The following is a 15,550-nucleotide window of genomic DNA, read 5'->3' as shown; positions in this document are numbered from 1 at the left end:
AGGTTACACATTGAATATTTTTTTGCATAAAAAAAGACTAAAGTATGTTCACTTCAGCCATAATTTATTGATATTGAATTTTAATCAATATTTTTTATATTAGCATCTATCCAATCATTAACTTTTTCATGCATGGTTTTTGTGGTATCCACCACTTCATGTGCTACATATGAAATTACAGAGAAAAGTGAAATGTGCTGGTCATTCAATTTTGAAATATATTTCTGAATCATCTTTAAACTTTTAAGCCTTCCTGGATCAAGTAAACAAATTACCTCTGAATCCACCATTTGTGTAAACACGTCTTGATTTTTAATACCAGCAATCAGCAGCATAGTTGTTGCTAAACTAACACTACAATCCATGGAATAGGCCAATGCTGAAATTCTTTCATGTTCATAAGCTTTGAATCTTAAATGAATCCTTTCCTTCTGAATAATATTTCTCTTCTGGATTACTTCGGCTTCAAAATCCCCTCTAAAAATCGTATTATCGTGCCTGTAGTCTCTTTTAAAATACATGGACAAGCCCTCAATACATTCCCTGGAATTGATAGCTGCTATTATTATTTTTTCCCCTATATCCTTCACAGGCTGATTCAAAATATAAGATAAATTATGAACACATTCATTTAATGAGTGTGAGATTGTTGGTTTGATATCTCTTTTTTTATCGGAACGAACTTTTCTTTTTGCTGTCTGGCTTCCCTTTTTCATAAGCCCTTTCCCCCCCCAAAGTGAAAATACCCTATGTACACTATCCATATGAACCTGAAATCTGAACTATTCCAGTAGAAAGGGAGATGTTTAATAGTTCTGAATTTAGACCATACTTGTACAATCAAAAAACATATAAAGGAGTATGGATCATGGCTAAACAAAAAGTGAACATGACTAAAGAAGAAGGCAAAGAATTATTAAAGAAAATTCTTGTTCATTCCGAAAAAAAGGGAATCCCAACTTTCCCTAAAAAGAAAAAAGCCTGAAGTATTTTACTCCAGGCTATCTTTCATCAAACTAACTATGGAACCTTATCAATACTTTAGGAAAATGCACCGAGAACAAAAACATCAGCAACAAGTCCACATACACCAAGTAAATACGTTGTCCCAACCATTACATAAAAGCTTTCAGTACCATACCAAGCGCTCCTGTTAACAATGAACCTATAATTAAACGTAAAATCCATGTAGTATTGGAACTAATTTTCTCCAATTGTTTATTAATTGTTAAAATATCTTTTTCCGTAATTGTTATTCTTGATTCCATATTTCTTATATCACGTTGTATATCTTTTTGATCCATTTTCACCTGCTGAATCTCTTTTTTAAATTCTTTAATTTCAGTCATATAGTTTACTCCTTTACTAAACTTGGAGCTTGCCCTCATAATCATATAAATAAAACCACTGTATATTTATATGCTAATTAAAGTCATCAAGCATAGATTATCCTCCTATGTTTTTTATCTATAGCAAATATAAACAGAATTTTGGATGGGGTATTTGGGGCATTTGTGTGTTTTTATGACTACATCATCTCTTTATCTCTGAAAAAAGCCTGAAGCATTTTCACTCCAGACTATCTTTCACCAAACTATGGAACCTTATATAGTAAATATAATGTTATGTAGTCGTAATGCCTAACCTCCATTATCTTAACAGCAATTCGTTAGGTACAGGGTTTCTTTGTTGTTCTGATAAGTTCAGTGTAAGAAACACATTCAGGTACGGGAATGGAAGCCCGAGTCATTGCCCTTGTATCAATGATACGGGGGTATTATTAATTGTCCTGTCCTTTCTGGCCCCATATAGGGGTACCACCATGGTAGGACCCCAATTAGAGGTTTTTTAACTCTGGTGCAAAGATTGCATTTATTTGAAAGAGGTATATAGATTCCTAATGGAATCAGTTCTTATGCATCCATTCCAAATAGTTGATGAATGAACTTCACTTGATTTTGGGCAGACTTGTCCCGTAAAACAAGTTGTCCTTTTTTAATGATATGCATCGCTTCTATCCACGAAAGAATAGATTTGGCTGTACAAAAAAATTTCAATCCTAACATCGAAAGAACTCTCTTTTTAATAAAACGATGATCTTGTTCTACAATGTTATTAAGATATTTCACCTGCCTTATTTGGATGACTACGGGCATCTTTTTCTCTTTCTTCAACTCTTCAATCGCATAGGATAGGCTGGGTTCTTGTCTACTGTGATAACACGGGGCTTTGAAACATGAAAAGACCGCAAAGCTTTCTTGAAGAAGTGCTTTGCAGCCTTATGATCTCTTGTTTTACTTAAATAAAAATCAATCGTATTTCCTTTTGAATCAACGGCACGATATAGGTACAGCATCTACCTTTGACTTTCACATACGTCTCATCGACTCGCCAAGAATCATTGGTTGGCTTAAGATGACGCCGTACTCGCTCATCTAATTCAGGGCCATACTGATGAACCCAGCGCCTGATAGTTGTATGAGCAATAGATAGTCCACGTTCTTCCATCATTTCGACTAAATCACGAAAACTGAGGTTGTACCGTAGGTACCATCTTACGGTTAGAAGAATCATTTCTGGCTGATAATACTTCCACTTGAATAAATTTTGATTCTTCATACTGAACATCATCCCTTTTCTAGATTGATAGCATCAGTATGTCCAAGTTTCAAAGATTTCTTGCACCAGAACCCATATGGGTCATATATGCCCGTTAACAATAAAATACTTAACGATGCAGTTAATATCCCTACAATAATGAGTATTTATATTCGTTGCTGTGCTTTTAAATACATCTGTGTTACGTTAAATACGGCTTTTTCATCATTTGGGTTGTCGATGATCTGCCGATACATAAATTCTATTTCATAGCAAAACGTATAATAATAAAGGTCCTGGGGACCAAAGAAAATATTTTCTATATGATTAGGATAAAAAACATGACATTTAAACTTTTTTTCTCCTTTTCCTATTCTAGCTTTTAATCTTTTATTTCCATCTGCACAAATATAAGCTTTATCCACACCAAACATACGAACAAGAAGTGGCTTACGCTTGTCCTCTAATTTACTCGTTAAGACAGGTGTGTCGGGGTCTACATATAAATCTTTAAGTTTAACGATTTCTAAAGGGATGCTTGAGGTGTTTTTAATGGTCTTCATTGCTTCGACGTCAAAATGATAAGTATATATTCCATAATCAGTAATATGCTCAAATTGAAATAATTCATAGTCCTCTAACAACAGGCTTGGTTTAGCTTTCATTCTTTGGACAATAGGATTAGAATGCGGAAACTTCTCCGCATATTCCTTTACTTGTTCATCTGACTCTAAGAAGATGTCTTGCCAATACTTTTTCCATTGAGGGAAGAATGATAAATGACCAAAGAATTGATCAAATGAATCAATAAATCCCTTAAAATTAAATTCAACGTATTGAACAGGTGTCGATGGTGTAAATACAACTGGCATAAAGAAACACTCCTTTTATCTATTTTTTATCTTCCTGTTAATTCCCCAATGAACTCAACATCATCAACCTTCCAGCCTTGCTCTTTCACAAAAATAAGCGAAGTTTTAACGATAACCGTGTCGGTTGCAGCCACATTGTTAAATTCCGTAGTGAGTTTAAATTCATTAAAAAATTCAGCTTCCGTTTTAGAGGTCTGATATTCAAATGGCTTCAGGGCCACTATGGACGACTTCACCGATTCTTCCGAATCCGGAAGTTCTGTTCCGGAAGGATGGGTCGCTTTGAATCCTTGATCGGTCATGAATGGTTCAATTTTTTTATACCGTTCGGCAGTGGTTTGATAAGTGAAAAAGCTTTCAAGGAAATTGCGATTCACATTTAAAGCATCCGTGTTTTGGATGGAGGATAAGGATTGAATCTGCTCTTCATAGTTGCCCTGGTTGGCCCTGACTTCATTCAGCTGTGACCGCAGGGAGAAAATATACATGATGACCAAAGAAACCGAGACGAATACTATCATTAAAAACAAGAAATTTTTCTTTTGGGTGGGCTCCATTTCCTTGTACCTCCCTTTCTAAATCCGTCTAAAACCTAGGAATGGGTATAAGTTTTTCCATTCTTCAACGGATGAATAAGAAGTACCACCACTGCTATTGGCATTGATAAATTGACCGTTCCCCACATACATGCCAACGTGCGAAGCACCGGGCTTATAGGTGGAGAAAAAAACGAGATCACCCGGTTTTATATTGTCTTCAGGAACCGGCTTTGTTTTGTTGTATTGCGATTGGGCTGTTCCGTACATATCCATGCCCACCTGAGCAAAGGCATATTCCAGTAGCCCACTGCAGTCAAACCCTCCTGCTGCTGGTGTCCTGCCTCCCCATACATAGGGTCGTCCGAGGTACTGTTTCATGATGTTATGAACTTCCTCTACATCAAAAGATTGCGAACCGTCCCCCATGACAACCACGCTACCATCTCCACCGTTGTAATATTGCATGACATGGTCCACATAATTCACATCACCGTAACGGCTCCACCCTTCCCTAGCAGCCATCCTATGACTAAACTGGGTGGCTACTTCCTTGGAATAGCCTCCACGCTCCAATGCGTATCCGATAAATCCATCTCCAAAGTTGTAGCTTTGCAAAGCTAGGTTCACATCACCTTTGGCTTGCTTCATCACTTCTGCAAAATGTTTCACGCCTATCTGAATGGAATACTCCGGGTCGGTAATGGTTCCAGGTGGGAGTCCGATCGATTCGGAAGATTGCATAACATCCAATTCACGTCCACCTGATTCCTGTTGGATCATGGCCATGATAAGCCCGACATATTCCCCAACCCCATTTTGTTCCGCATATTTCCGGATTAACGGCTCGTATCGCATGACTTTAGAAGACACCTGCGCTGTTCCCCCTGCTACTTCACCGGACATACCTGATTCAAGCTGGTTCTCACCGCCCAAACTGATTGAAATGAACAAGGCAAGTCCGAAAAGCGATGTAAGGAGGAGAAGGATGCCTGCAATGATCCAGGAGAAAGGGTTTTTGAGAATCGCAATGGTTCCTGCGGCCTTTGCACCTTTCTTTAAAACGCCTTGCATAGGAACTCCTTTCTAAAAAGAGATTCTGACAAAACAATGAGTGTGTATGCTCACAAACATACCTTTCATGATGATTACTCACGTCTCTCGAATTATCATTTTCAATCCTTTTCGGTCTCCTTGCCTTTGGATTTCCTGCCCTCCGAACGTTTGACGGATACGGAAGGTGATACTTTAGCTTTTCTAGCATCAATCTTCTTTTGGATTTCCCATTGCGTTAGGTGTTTGACTGGTTCTCTTGATGCTGCTGCTTCTTGTTTGCTTTCTATTTTTGTGGCTGGATTACGATGCGGGGAAGTTTGCTTTTCAGGCTCTTGTAATCCCTCTGTCCGTTGCCTGGAAGGCTTAGGTTGTTCTGGTTTTCTATTCTCTTTTCTAGTTGAATTCGGCGGGTTCGCACCCGGCTTCCGGGCTCCCGAAACTGTAGGTTCAGAACTTCGTGAAGGGTGTCCACTAACTGGTCCTTTGCCTGTTGCCCCTACATCCTTTTCACTTTTATAATCCTTTAAATCCACAATGGCTGCTCCTGCATTTCGTGAAGCTGATCGGTTGGCCATTCCTGTATTCAAACCCGTTGCTGTATTGATTGACCCTTTTCCGATTGATTGTTGCCCTTGATTTCCCCCTACACCTGGTTTTTGAGGTGTATTCTCGCCAACCACTTTTCGGTGTTCTGACCTTCCACTGTTTACTATGGGTGGATGGGTAAAGGTCTTTCGGCCCGTACCTTCTTTTCTCGACTGATATTCTTCTTGACGCTTTTTATTTTGGTGGCTTCTATAAGCCTTTCCAACCATTCTCCTTGCTCCTTGGAATCCTTTTTCGCCAGCATCCCCCATCTTATCAAGTGTATTGGTTGTCGCTCTCTCCACAACTTGCTGACCTTGAACCATGCCTGCAGAAGCAACCTCAAAGATTTCAGAACGGTATTTGAACAATCCCCAAATGGTCATGCAAATAAGAAAGACTACAAAGACATACCCTTCTACACCATTCGTCACTTTTACTGATTCGTAAAGCAAGGTGACAAGTCCAGTAATGACGGCAATCAAAAGGACTAATCCAGCTTTCATAAGTAATACGCCCACAAGCTTCTTCCCGTGATTCAAGGCCGTTTCACTATAAGAAGGAATGACGGAAAGAACTAATGGAATGGCTGTGAAAATGACTAATGCCAGGAACCATACCTGAAGCAAAAACTTAAAGATCCCTAATAACAAAATTGGAATGCTGAGTGCAATGGTGGATAGGATCGTGACAATCAAGTATCCGAACCGTTCACCGCTAAAACTGGCAGACATTTGTTTGTTGTCATAGTTGGAAACTTCTTTTTTAACAATCCTTTTTCTTTCCTCTTTGCCTTCTTCAGTATGCGGTTTGATTTCCAAAAGACTATTAACCCGATTAGGATTTTCACTTACAACTTCAGATTCTTTTGTTGATCCATAATTCAAGAGTAAATATGGACGCTTCACCATTAAGTTAAATAGTTGATTTTCTAACACCGCAATTCCTTCTTTGGAATCATAAGCAACATTGCTGTCGAACTCATCAGAACTGACCAAAACGTTTGCAGAGCTTGCAATCCCTTCGAGCTCCGCCCCCCGATCATTCAGCCATTTAATGTTTCCCGTTGCATCTGAGTAAAACCAAAAAGTAATAACCATGATAGACATGGCACCAAGGATTGATTTCACCGCATGGCCGACTTGTTGATTTACAAGGTAACGCCAGGCAGCTGTTCCTCCCACTAAAATGACAAACAAGGATAAAAACGTTCCGGACATAATCTCATAGATTCGTTTGCTCATAATTCCAGCTTCATCCACAATATTGCTAATTAAATCAAAGGACATCAGCTGGTTAACCGAATATAAAGTAAAACTGGCAATCGTTTTATTAAATCCCCACATCCCTTGATTAATGGAATGCAGCGCATTGTCGCTAGCTTCCGTGATACCGTCGCCGATATCAGCTTCCATTTGATAATGATAGAGTGGATATTCCTTACTTTCCAAAGTCACTCGGCCAACTGTTTCTTCCTTTTTTTGAACGGTTGTTGCGGCATCCTCGGCAAGAGAACCCGTCGGCAACAAAAGCAAACACAGCACTAAACAAAAACCAAGCCCTTGTTTAAGGGTTTGCATCCCATCCCTCCTCATTTGCAGTTGATGCAAGCCTCTCTTTCTAACTTCCCTGAAATATCTTCACGGACGATATCCAAACTTTCGCTGGTATCAACTTTCCATTCATCATCTTTTTCACGAATGACTATATTATCCTCTACTGAATTGTCGCCATTCGGGTTTTTAAAATCAGTAAAAACATAATACCGTTCTAATTCTTCATCGAAATAGATTTCATAGCGAATATCTTCATACTTTAATCCCGAATTGATTTTTTTATCTCCTTTATAGGCTTCATAGGACCCCTTTTTATAAATATATTTTTGCTGTAAATCATAATCCCGATCGAAATTTGCTTTTTCCCACTCGTAAGCTAGTTTCGAAATATCTTCTGAAGTTGATGCGCTTTGATTACAACCGGTTAAAAGTGCAAATATGGCAATAAATGAGATGAATAATCTTTTCACATGAACGCCTCCTCTGTCTCTGCTCTTCCACGATCACTTTCTTTTGTATTGAAGGCGCTGATCCACTCATCAAACAAGACATCCGTCTGAATCTTGGCTGTTCGCCCGTACATATCCTCTATGATGCATTGACCTTCCGAAAGGTTTTTCAGCATATCCCGGTTGGCCTTGTTATCTTCCATCCCAAGGAATTCAATGATGTTTCCAGCTTCCTCGGTTGTTTTCGCTTTAAAAGCAAACTTCGTGCCTATATTCTCTTTGATTTGCGGTTTGTTGTATTCATACGTGGACTGTGTGACGATATAAACGGCAGAACGTAAGGAACGTCCTGTACGAAGTAATTCATTGATTAGGCGATCGCCGGCACCCGTATTCATGAGCATCCATGCTTCCTCAAACACCGTCATCTTGACGGTCGAATCGTCCCGCGCGAATTTCGTTGCGAACTTGGCCAGTGGCTGCATGAGGGCAACGGCAATGTGTTCATCCCTCGTAGCCGCCCTTTCGCCTTCGTCCGGAAGATTTAAGTTTTGAATCTGCAAGATATTCACTTGCTCATCAAGACTGATTCCGACAACATCACCTTCTGAAAACATCAGTTTTGCAACCCCGTTTGTCCCGATCTCATAAAGTAGGTCCCCCACATTTTTAATGTCCTGATCCTCAGCTGCCTGCAAATAACGTACGACTTTCAGAAGGCCTGGCTTCTCTTCCTGTTGAAGGACATGACGAACCCCCTTATAAATGGCCGTTTTCACATTCCTTTCATTCGATTGAAGCTCCGATAAGTATTCAAGCACGCTAACGGCTGCATCCTGCGCCTCTTCCCCTTCAAGGAAGGTAAGTGGATCTAGCTTTCCAGCATCCTTCTTCTCACTTGATAGAGTGATATAGTTGAAACTCTCAATTAATTCTTGAAAGAAGGGGGCGGTACGCTTCATTTCAGGCGTAAGGGCTTGCTTGAACTTCTTTTCCACCTCGTCCTTCGGGTCCGTCATCAGGACTTTCGCTCCGAAAAAGACGGCATTTAATAAAATATCTTTTAGTAGATATGACTTCCCCATACCTGTCGGTCCCGAGATGGTCACATGCGGGGAGGAATACTTGGATCCCTTTAAGCCCAAGTGGGCTAGGAACGGATGGTAAAAGACGAGAGAGGGAGAGCTTTCCATGCTTTCCCCATCATGGGATAAATTCTTGCCGAGATAGAATCCCACGGTATTTCCGATTTTTCGTGTAAGGGAGAAAAGGGATTCAGCAAAGGATTCGGGCGTAAGGATTTGCTCCCAATCCCCTGCTATAATTTTGGCTGCTGGTAACGATTGATGGAATAAAAGGAGTTGGTCGGCAAGTGGCTGCACAAGTTCAATTTGCTGATCCTTAAAATCTGATTTGAGCCTTCTGGCTCGTTTTCGGACTTCTTCTTTAGTTGGACCATATACAACAAAATGGATGTGCGTTCTAAGAAGTGGTTTTCCTTGGTTTTTAATTTCATTTTCCAGTTCATGCAGGAGCTCACGTCCCGTATTGATTAAACTGTCGTCATCCTCATTCGCTTCAATCAATTGAGCGTCCTGATCGCGAAATCTCTTTTTGATGGTATTGGTTTGGTTCTCATCCTCTTTTTTCCTTTTGTAAATGGTCCGCATATTGACTTCTACCGGGAAATGATAGGACTGAAAAAAGTAAGCCCACTCCTTATGGCTTAGATCAACCGGAAATTCTGAAACAGGAAGGAAAGCACACCATGATTCATCATCCAGTTGACTAATATGGAGATACCCGGCTTTCCCTGGATCGAGAATACCTTCCGTAAGGCTGTAGACACTTCCGTCACCGTCAGGCTGTTTTTGGCCCCTTACGAACTGATGACGGATGATATAACGTAATTCCTTCTCTTTCACCCTGAAGGACCCTAGATAATGATTCAAGGTCGTAAAGGCATCTTCCTCGGATTCCTCGAACATACTGGCTGTAAGGTCGTCCACCTCATGCCCTCCAAAACCGGCAAGCTTTTGCAAGTAACGGTTCATGCTCTTAAAGGATGAAGTAAACGTGCGGATGATACTTTCATCCAGCTCCCTTTTCTTTAACTTCACGCCTACAAAAAATTTGTACTCCACTATATGTTTAGCTTCTTCACGCAAGATTTCTTTTGCCCGTTCCGCATAGTATTTTCCTGTTTCTGCATATTTTCCTTCATATTGTTGTTGCAGGCTTTCCATACGCTTATCAATATCAACAGGTATCGGAACAATTTTATAGTCAATTTCCTCAAAGGCAGCCATTTGCCAAGCGAGCCTTTGAAGTCGGTTCACCAGATGATTTTCAGCTTCCTGCTCATTCACGCCTACTGTATTCTCATGCACCCGATAATAAGACCAAGCCTCCATCTCATGCGTATAGATCACATTGTCTTTATAAGAAAGAATCGGAAATTGGATCACGGGATCACCCCCTTATTGGAATCGCTCGTATGACTGTGCTTTCTTCACCTGTGGTTGGTATACGGGTTTATGGCTGCTGTAACTAAATCGTTTCGTATACAAATATCGGAAGTACCCAATAAAGAAACGATCAAGTCGTTTACCATCCAATTTGCTTCGACAGATTGCGCCTGCGATCATCCAAGGCAACACGGCATAAAAAGCCAGCTGCAACGTCGTTGGAAGGACTCGGTTTATGCTCCCTCTGAAAAGAAAGAAGACACTGAAAAGCACGAGGGCCACCATGATTTGCCTAATCTCAATCCCTTTGGAAAAGACGAGGGATTTTTCATTTTTTCCAATCTTCCAAATTTTTAAGGGATATTTAAAGAATTTCCGGTAGCTATAAGCAGCTGACCTCATGAAAGCCCTCCACTTTTCACTTGATTCCAAATGGCATTGGCCATGCTTTCGAATTCACCCGGATTAGAGACAATCACATAGCAAACGACTGCAAAGATGAAGCTAGAGAAGAACATGCCCCAACGTTGGGATATGAAAGCTCGAACAATCATGACAACCATAACAATGAACAAGACCGCCGCGACCTGAGACGACACGTAATCTGTAAGACCTGTAATATCTGGCATGAAAATCATCCTCCTTTAGTGTGTTTTAATTCATGAACATAAAATTTATTATTTTGCTTGCTCACAACCAGGGTAAACGGGTGCTTCGATTGTAGCCCCGTATTCGTCTCTTGTAAGAGGACCAGCGTCTTCACGATGTATTGCCCTTTTTTCTCCCCGTCATAGATCACGAAGCCTTCCAGGCCCTTATACTCGTATAGGTCTTTAAGAGACTCGGGGGTTTCCATGAGATACGACATTTCCTCAGTAGAATTAGTCGTATAAGAAGTGAAAAATTGTGTCGCGAACTGCTGAAGTTCACTCTCTACCTCAGTATTCTTGTCTGCCTGGTCGGTTTTATCAGCAATGGCCGTCAATCGAGTCTCATTCGGAAGAGCTTGATAGTACGGCTGTTCCATTACGTTAAAGAAATTCCCGTCTGTGCCAAGCCGAACGACAATCATTTGCTGTTTCTTTCCTAGCGATTCATCTTTCCTAGTGGTCTTTTCTTCTTTCACGACCACTACTTTGCCATTTTTGTTTTTCTTCTTCACTTCCACCTGTTCTTTTTTCTCGACGATCTTGAAAAGTTCATATTCTATACGATACACATAACTGGCCGCTGCTTCCGAAATATCTTTCACATCATATAAACTAGCACTCTTCAAAACTCGTTTCCCTTTAAACTCCGAAAGGTTTTCCAACTGTCCAACTTCTAACCCTTCTGCAAGAAAGCTTTGGAGTGCCTTGGATCGTTCTTCTCGCTGCTTTTCGTTATCGGGTACGTTGATATAAGTATCAATAAACTGTCTGGAATAATCTTCACCAGCTGGTGAATTGGCGAAACCCACTTCATTTAGGCTCGCGATCTGCGCCGCAGCCTTATCTTGATATCCATTAACCTTCTCGTTTAGGAAACCTGTTCGAGACCATGATAGAAAGGTCAAAAAGATAACTCCTAAAAGTACAATCCAAAATACAAAACTAAAGGCCATTCGCCCATTAAATCGCGACGACTTAAGTCGCCTTTCATCTTTCAACACTTTCTTGCGCCCTCGGTCTGCATGGTTCTTCACCCCTTGCTTGAGCGTATCAAGAAGCTTCATTTGGTGGAATCCCCCCTAATTCTAGTGCGTTTCGAACATAGACTCGTCGGAAATAGGTATCACCCATATTTTCTTCTACCATTTTACGATTGATGAAAATTTCACCGATTTGCAAATTCTTGATCTCGCTCGGATTCGCCTTGAACCGTTCTACATCCCGAACCGTTCCCATGGTTGCTTCATAACGGATCCAGGGATATTTTTTTTCAATCTGCTGCGTGATTTCCTGGTCGGAATACGTACCAAAAACTTGGGCGATCCGTTCGGCGTCTTTGGAGGAATTGACACGGCCTGTTGCGATAATATTGCAGTTGGAAATGATTTGCTCCGTCATGATCGGGTCAATGGCATCAATATCAGACAACGTTTGGGTGGAGATAATGCACTCAAAGCCAGCAGAACGTGATTTATTGACGATATCAACGATCCTGCGGTCACCATAGGCAGAAAACTCATCATACACACCAAAAATCGATTTACGCCCTTGGGCTTGTCTATACGCTACCAAACTATTTACATCCAAAATGATCATTTTTCCAATCTTTTTAATGTATTCGGCATATCGGCTTCCGGAAATGCTGAAAATGACGACGTCGTTATGATCCGTAATTTTTTGAAGATCAATACCGTTCTCTCTTTCCACAAATAAATGACCAAGATCGGATTCTAGGAGCTCACCCAGTTGCATTTTCAATCGTGTCAGGCACCCCTCCACAACTTCTTCCGGAAATTCGTCATCTAACACCTTTTTTATACGCTGCATGCCCTCTTCCAGCTTTGTAACATATCGCTTCCGCTTTTCTACCACCATTTTTTTGACTGTTTCCTTCTTTGGTTCTGCATTGGCTATAAAACCACTTAAATCGTCGTCCGTTGTAGAAGGCGACTGCCTTTCGACGATGACTTCTTCCTCTACTTCCACCTCGAACTCTTCCTCGATTTCCACTTGGCTGCTATGTTCCCTGAAAAATTCGCTCATGTATTTATAATTGGTTAATTTCGCAATCGTCTTGATGTCTCTTGGAACCCCTGCCTCATCAATCAACTTGACCACCAATTGTAAATAACGGGAAGCAATATCGGTATAGTAAGCCCCATCCCCTTCATTCGAAAAGCTAAAAAGCGACATGAGCTTATCCCGTGTTTCAGTTGGGGTACCATTCTTGATCGGATTGTACGTGAAATCGTCCATTTCGGAAAATAGATACACCTTCCTGCCATAGGCTTCGCACAAGGCCTTAAATTCAAGCATCGACTTTCTTTCGCCCTTCCCATCCATGAAAATTACCGGTTTTTCTTGTTGCAAAGCCGCTTCCATTAGGGAGGCAATCAACGTAGTCTTTCCAGTACCGGTTCCTCCTGTTGCTAGCATGTGATAATTGAGCTCTTTTGAATGAAGCGTTACACGCTCTTTAAAATCGGAGTACCCGACAAACACTTCTTTGGACGGTTTATGTCGATACTGTTTCTGCTTCTTATTCAAAAACTTCACTCGTTTTTTGCGGAAAGCCTTATATTTCTGCTCTTCTTTTTGCTTCTTCACCTCACCAGATTTGGTGGTCACTCGCTTTTTCCAAAAGTATTTGGCGAAGATGAAAAATCCAAATGAGAAGAGAAAGGCTAAAACGAGTAAAACAAGATAGGAAGTACTGGTCACGGCAATGGTATCCCCCTGATTGAGGAATCTTTCCAAAACATCTGACATATAAGGAATGTTCATGTCTGAAATCAATCCAAAATAACTGAGGAGTCGCCCTGTTTGAAATTGCCAAAACAAAATTATGACCCCGGCTGCAAGGATAACGTAGGAGATCCAATCCCGCTTAAAGAGGGTAAGAATCGCAAAAATCAGCATTCCAAGCATGGCCGGAAGAAAAAACAAGACTCCAATTATGCCGATTAATCCATAAATCACTAAATCGCCAACGATCTGATCGGTTTCAGTCTGCTTCGGCTCTCGCTGGCTTTCCATCGGTTCCAACCGGCAACACCTCTTCCCAACGTTCTTCCAAAATGATAGAAGGTACATTACGCACAGTAATCTTGCTGGCATTAATCAACCGCTGTTTGGCCTGATTGATCACATTATGAATTTTTACGTCATTCGCAAAATAGATCACCTGATCGTAGGAGTAAAGCTCATGGTCCTGTCGTCCACCGGAAAGCATGTCATCAAACATCTTAAACTTGTAATCATAACGCTTACGATCTTTCTTGTTCAATTCCAGCTCAACCCAAGTGGTAGTCACATTCCCATCAGTTCCTTTAAAAAAGAAAACGGCATCTGGTATGCGGTCTCGATTATCATTGTAGGCCTTCAATTTACTTCGATTATCTCCTTCTCCTATCATAGAAAAACGAATTTCTCTCTCTGTCCGATATTTAAAGTCAACGGCCTGCTTTTCCGATTGTAGTTCGTAAAAAAGGATCAAGTCGGTAATAAGAAGATCATGCTGCATGGTGTAGATCGTTGCCTTATTTGGAACGGTTACATTGACATTCGTTAATTTCCTGGCCTCAATCGTTCCAAGATAAACCCCTACTTTATGTGCAATGCGTTCATGCTTGACAAACTTTTGGCCTTCTAATTTTCGTAGCCTGCGATAAACACGGTGAATGTTCGGCTCCCTGAATTTCAACATGATTTGTTTGGCCGTCACCATACCATTCCTCAAAATAAACGATAAATACTCCAAATCTTTCTCTTTTAACGAAGTGTACTTTAGCATTACCAAAAATATCATCCTCTTCTAGAAAATATAGGAACCACTCTCCCTCTCAAAGTTTACCAAAATAGTTATTATTTTCATAAATAAAACTGCAAGTAAAACCACAACTAATAAAATAAATGATTGAAGTATTTTCAGGCCCAGCCAAAACACTACATCTAAGAAAAATCCTTAACACTGTTAAGCTCTTATTTAGTCAACAACCACAAGAATGGATTAAAAATGTATGTTTATACAATCCTTTAAAATAATATTGCCCTTGTTGAACCCTCTACATTAATCTCCCATTCCTACCATTTCTCTACTTTCTTATTCCCTTTACCTTGAACTAGATCTTGAACTTTTTTATTTTTGAACTTGATATTTAACCTTGAACTAAATCACTTGAACTTAATTCTTATCTCTTCAACTACCTAACTATCACTCCTCCCCATTATCTAAAATCTAACCTGACCACCCCCAATCACACTTTGAATACCTCCGCCTTTATTTGAGTAGCAGAAGACCTCGGCTATGTTTACGTAGTATAGGCGAGGTCTTCTGCGGGAACCGAAAATGAACAGGGGGTATTCAGCCCTTGTGTGATTGGGGTGGTCGTCAATTTAAGACCGCAAATAATAAAGACATTCATTACCCTTCCATTTACGTATATGAATCTATATTATTTGCTATTTTTTTACTTATTTTTAGTCTACTAGACGTACATTTGTTTGGCAATGATTGTAAAGAGAATTGATTAAAAATTACCATATTTTTGGATGGTAACTTGTGTATTATCACCTACACAGACTTAAAATCTAATACTAAAATCACCTACTCAAAAACACAATAAGGACTAAAGATACCGAGTTTAAGTTTCATAATGAAAGCAATTAAAGATTACTGAAGATCTAAGATCACCTTTTGAAATCCAAAAAACCCACAAACTAAAATTCCCTATATATATTAAATAATGAATAAAAATAAATAACTAACAGTTAACCTGAC

13 protein-coding genes and 1 pseudogene are annotated in these 15,550 nt (G+C 40.2%); all 14 read right to left on the bottom strand.

The genetic code is table 11. The annotated features are described in order from the left end of the window. Positions 1-80 precede the first annotated feature (80 nt). Positions 81-716 (bottom strand): hypothetical protein, encoded by a 636-nt coding sequence (locus Q8G36_RS21040; protein WP_305161533.1) that lies wholly within the window; start codon positions 714-716, stop codon positions 81-83. A gap of 399 nt (positions 717-1,115) precedes the next feature. Beyond that, positions 1,116-1,349 carry a hemolysin XhlA family protein gene (locus tag Q8G36_RS21035; protein WP_305161532.1) on the bottom strand — a complete coding sequence of 78 codons (234 nt, stop codon included), beginning with the start codon at positions 1,347-1,349 and terminating at the stop codon, positions 1,116-1,118. A gap of 564 nt (positions 1,350-1,913) precedes the next feature. Beyond that, positions 1,914-2,619 (bottom strand): annotated as a pseudogene (locus tag Q8G36_RS21030) (IS6 family transposase). Positions 2,620-2,765: 146 nt separating this feature from the next. Beyond that, the gene (locus Q8G36_RS21025; RefSeq protein WP_305161531.1) at positions 2,766-3,470 is read right to left on the bottom strand and encodes a hypothetical protein; all 705 of its coding nucleotides are present in this window, start codon (positions 3,468-3,470) and stop codon (positions 2,766-2,768) included. A 26-nt stretch (positions 3,471-3,496) separates the two neighbouring features. Then, positions 3,497-4,027, bottom strand: a complete 531-nt coding sequence (locus Q8G36_RS21020; RefSeq protein WP_305161530.1) for a hypothetical protein — start codon at positions 4,025-4,027, stop codon at positions 3,497-3,499. Positions 4,028-4,045: 18 nt separating this feature from the next. Continuing rightward, positions 4,046-5,080 carry a bifunctional lytic transglycosylase/C40 family peptidase gene (locus Q8G36_RS21015; protein WP_305161529.1) on the bottom strand — a complete coding sequence of 345 codons (1,035 nt, stop codon included), beginning with the start codon at positions 5,078-5,080 and terminating at the stop codon, positions 4,046-4,048. Positions 5,081-5,181: 101 nt separating this feature from the next. Next, positions 5,182-7,227, bottom strand: a complete 2,046-nt coding sequence (locus Q8G36_RS21010) for a CD3337/EF1877 family mobilome membrane protein (protein WP_305161528.1) — start codon at positions 7,225-7,227, stop codon at positions 5,182-5,184. A gap of 11 nt (positions 7,228-7,238) precedes the next feature. Next, entirely contained in the window at positions 7,239-7,673 is a 435-nt protein-coding gene (locus Q8G36_RS21005; RefSeq protein WP_305161527.1) for a hypothetical protein, read from the bottom strand. Next, positions 7,670-10,120, bottom strand: coding sequence for an ATP-binding protein (locus Q8G36_RS21000; RefSeq protein WP_305161526.1), 2,451 nt, complete (start codon positions 10,118-10,120; stop codon positions 7,670-7,672). Before Q8G36_RS21000 ends, Q8G36_RS21005 begins: the two co-directional genes overlap by 4 nt. 12 nt (positions 10,121-10,132) lie before the next feature. Further along, positions 10,133-10,522, bottom strand: a complete 390-nt coding sequence (locus tag Q8G36_RS20995; protein ID WP_305161525.1) for a TcpE family conjugal transfer membrane protein — start codon at positions 10,520-10,522, stop codon at positions 10,133-10,135. Further along, entirely contained in the window at positions 10,519-10,749 is a 231-nt protein-coding gene (locus Q8G36_RS20990; protein WP_016236199.1) for a TcpD family membrane protein, read from the bottom strand. Before Q8G36_RS20990 ends, Q8G36_RS20995 begins: the two co-directional genes overlap by 4 nt. Positions 10,750-10,754: 5 nt before the next feature. Further along, positions 10,755-11,834, bottom strand: a complete 1,080-nt coding sequence (locus Q8G36_RS20985; RefSeq protein ID WP_305161524.1) for a conjugal transfer protein — start codon at positions 11,832-11,834, stop codon at positions 10,755-10,757. Beyond that, positions 11,821-13,806 (bottom strand): type IV secretion system DNA-binding domain-containing protein, encoded by a 1,986-nt coding sequence (locus Q8G36_RS20980; protein WP_305161562.1) that lies wholly within the window; start codon positions 13,804-13,806, stop codon positions 11,821-11,823. Before Q8G36_RS20980 ends, Q8G36_RS20985 begins: the two co-directional genes overlap by 14 nt. After that, entirely contained in the window at positions 13,775-14,569 is a 795-nt protein-coding gene (locus tag Q8G36_RS20975) for a hypothetical protein (protein WP_305161523.1), read from the bottom strand. Before Q8G36_RS20975 ends, Q8G36_RS20980 begins: the two co-directional genes overlap by 32 nt. Positions 14,570-15,550 lie beyond the last annotated feature (981 nt).

This window comes from Peribacillus frigoritolerans (genome assembly GCF_030676415.1).
Taxonomy (GTDB): Bacteria; Bacillota; Bacilli; order Bacillales; family DSM-1321; genus Peribacillus; species Peribacillus frigoritolerans_A.
This window is presented reverse-complemented; position numbering and strand designations above follow the sequence as displayed.

Coding starts and splice junctions, on each gene's coding strand:
- Q8G36_RS21040 (WP_305161533.1), bottom strand. CDS start 716: ATGAAAAAGGGAAGCCAGACAGCAAAAAGAAAAGTTCGTTCCGATAAA.
- Q8G36_RS21035 (WP_305161532.1), bottom strand. CDS start 1,349: ATGACTGAAATTAAAGAATTTAAAAAAGAGATTCAGCAGGTGAAAATG.
- Q8G36_RS21025 (WP_305161531.1), bottom strand. CDS start 3,470: ATGCCAGTTGTATTTACACCATCGACACCTGTTCAATACGTTGAATTT.
- Q8G36_RS21020 (WP_305161530.1), bottom strand. CDS start 4,027: ATGGAGCCCACCCAAAAGAAAAATTTCTTGTTTTTAATGATAGTATTC.
- Q8G36_RS21015 (WP_305161529.1), bottom strand. CDS start 5,080: ATGCAAGGCGTTTTAAAGAAAGGTGCAAAGGCCGCAGGAACCATTGCG.
- Q8G36_RS21010 (WP_305161528.1), bottom strand. CDS start 7,227: ATGCAAACCCTTAAACAAGGGCTTGGTTTTTGTTTAGTGCTGTGTTTG.
- Q8G36_RS20995 (WP_305161525.1), bottom strand. CDS start 10,522: ATGAGGTCAGCTGCTTATAGCTACCGGAAATTCTTTAAATATCCCTTA.
- Q8G36_RS20990 (WP_016236199.1), bottom strand. CDS start 10,749: ATGCCAGATATTACAGGTCTTACAGATTACGTGTCGTCTCAGGTCGCG.
- Q8G36_RS20985 (WP_305161524.1), bottom strand. CDS start 11,834: ATGAAGCTTCTTGATACGCTCAAGCAAGGGGTGAAGAACCATGCAGAC.
- Q8G36_RS20980 (WP_305161562.1), bottom strand. CDS start 13,806: ATGGAAAGCCAGCGAGAGCCGAAGCAGACTGAAACCGATCAGATCGTT.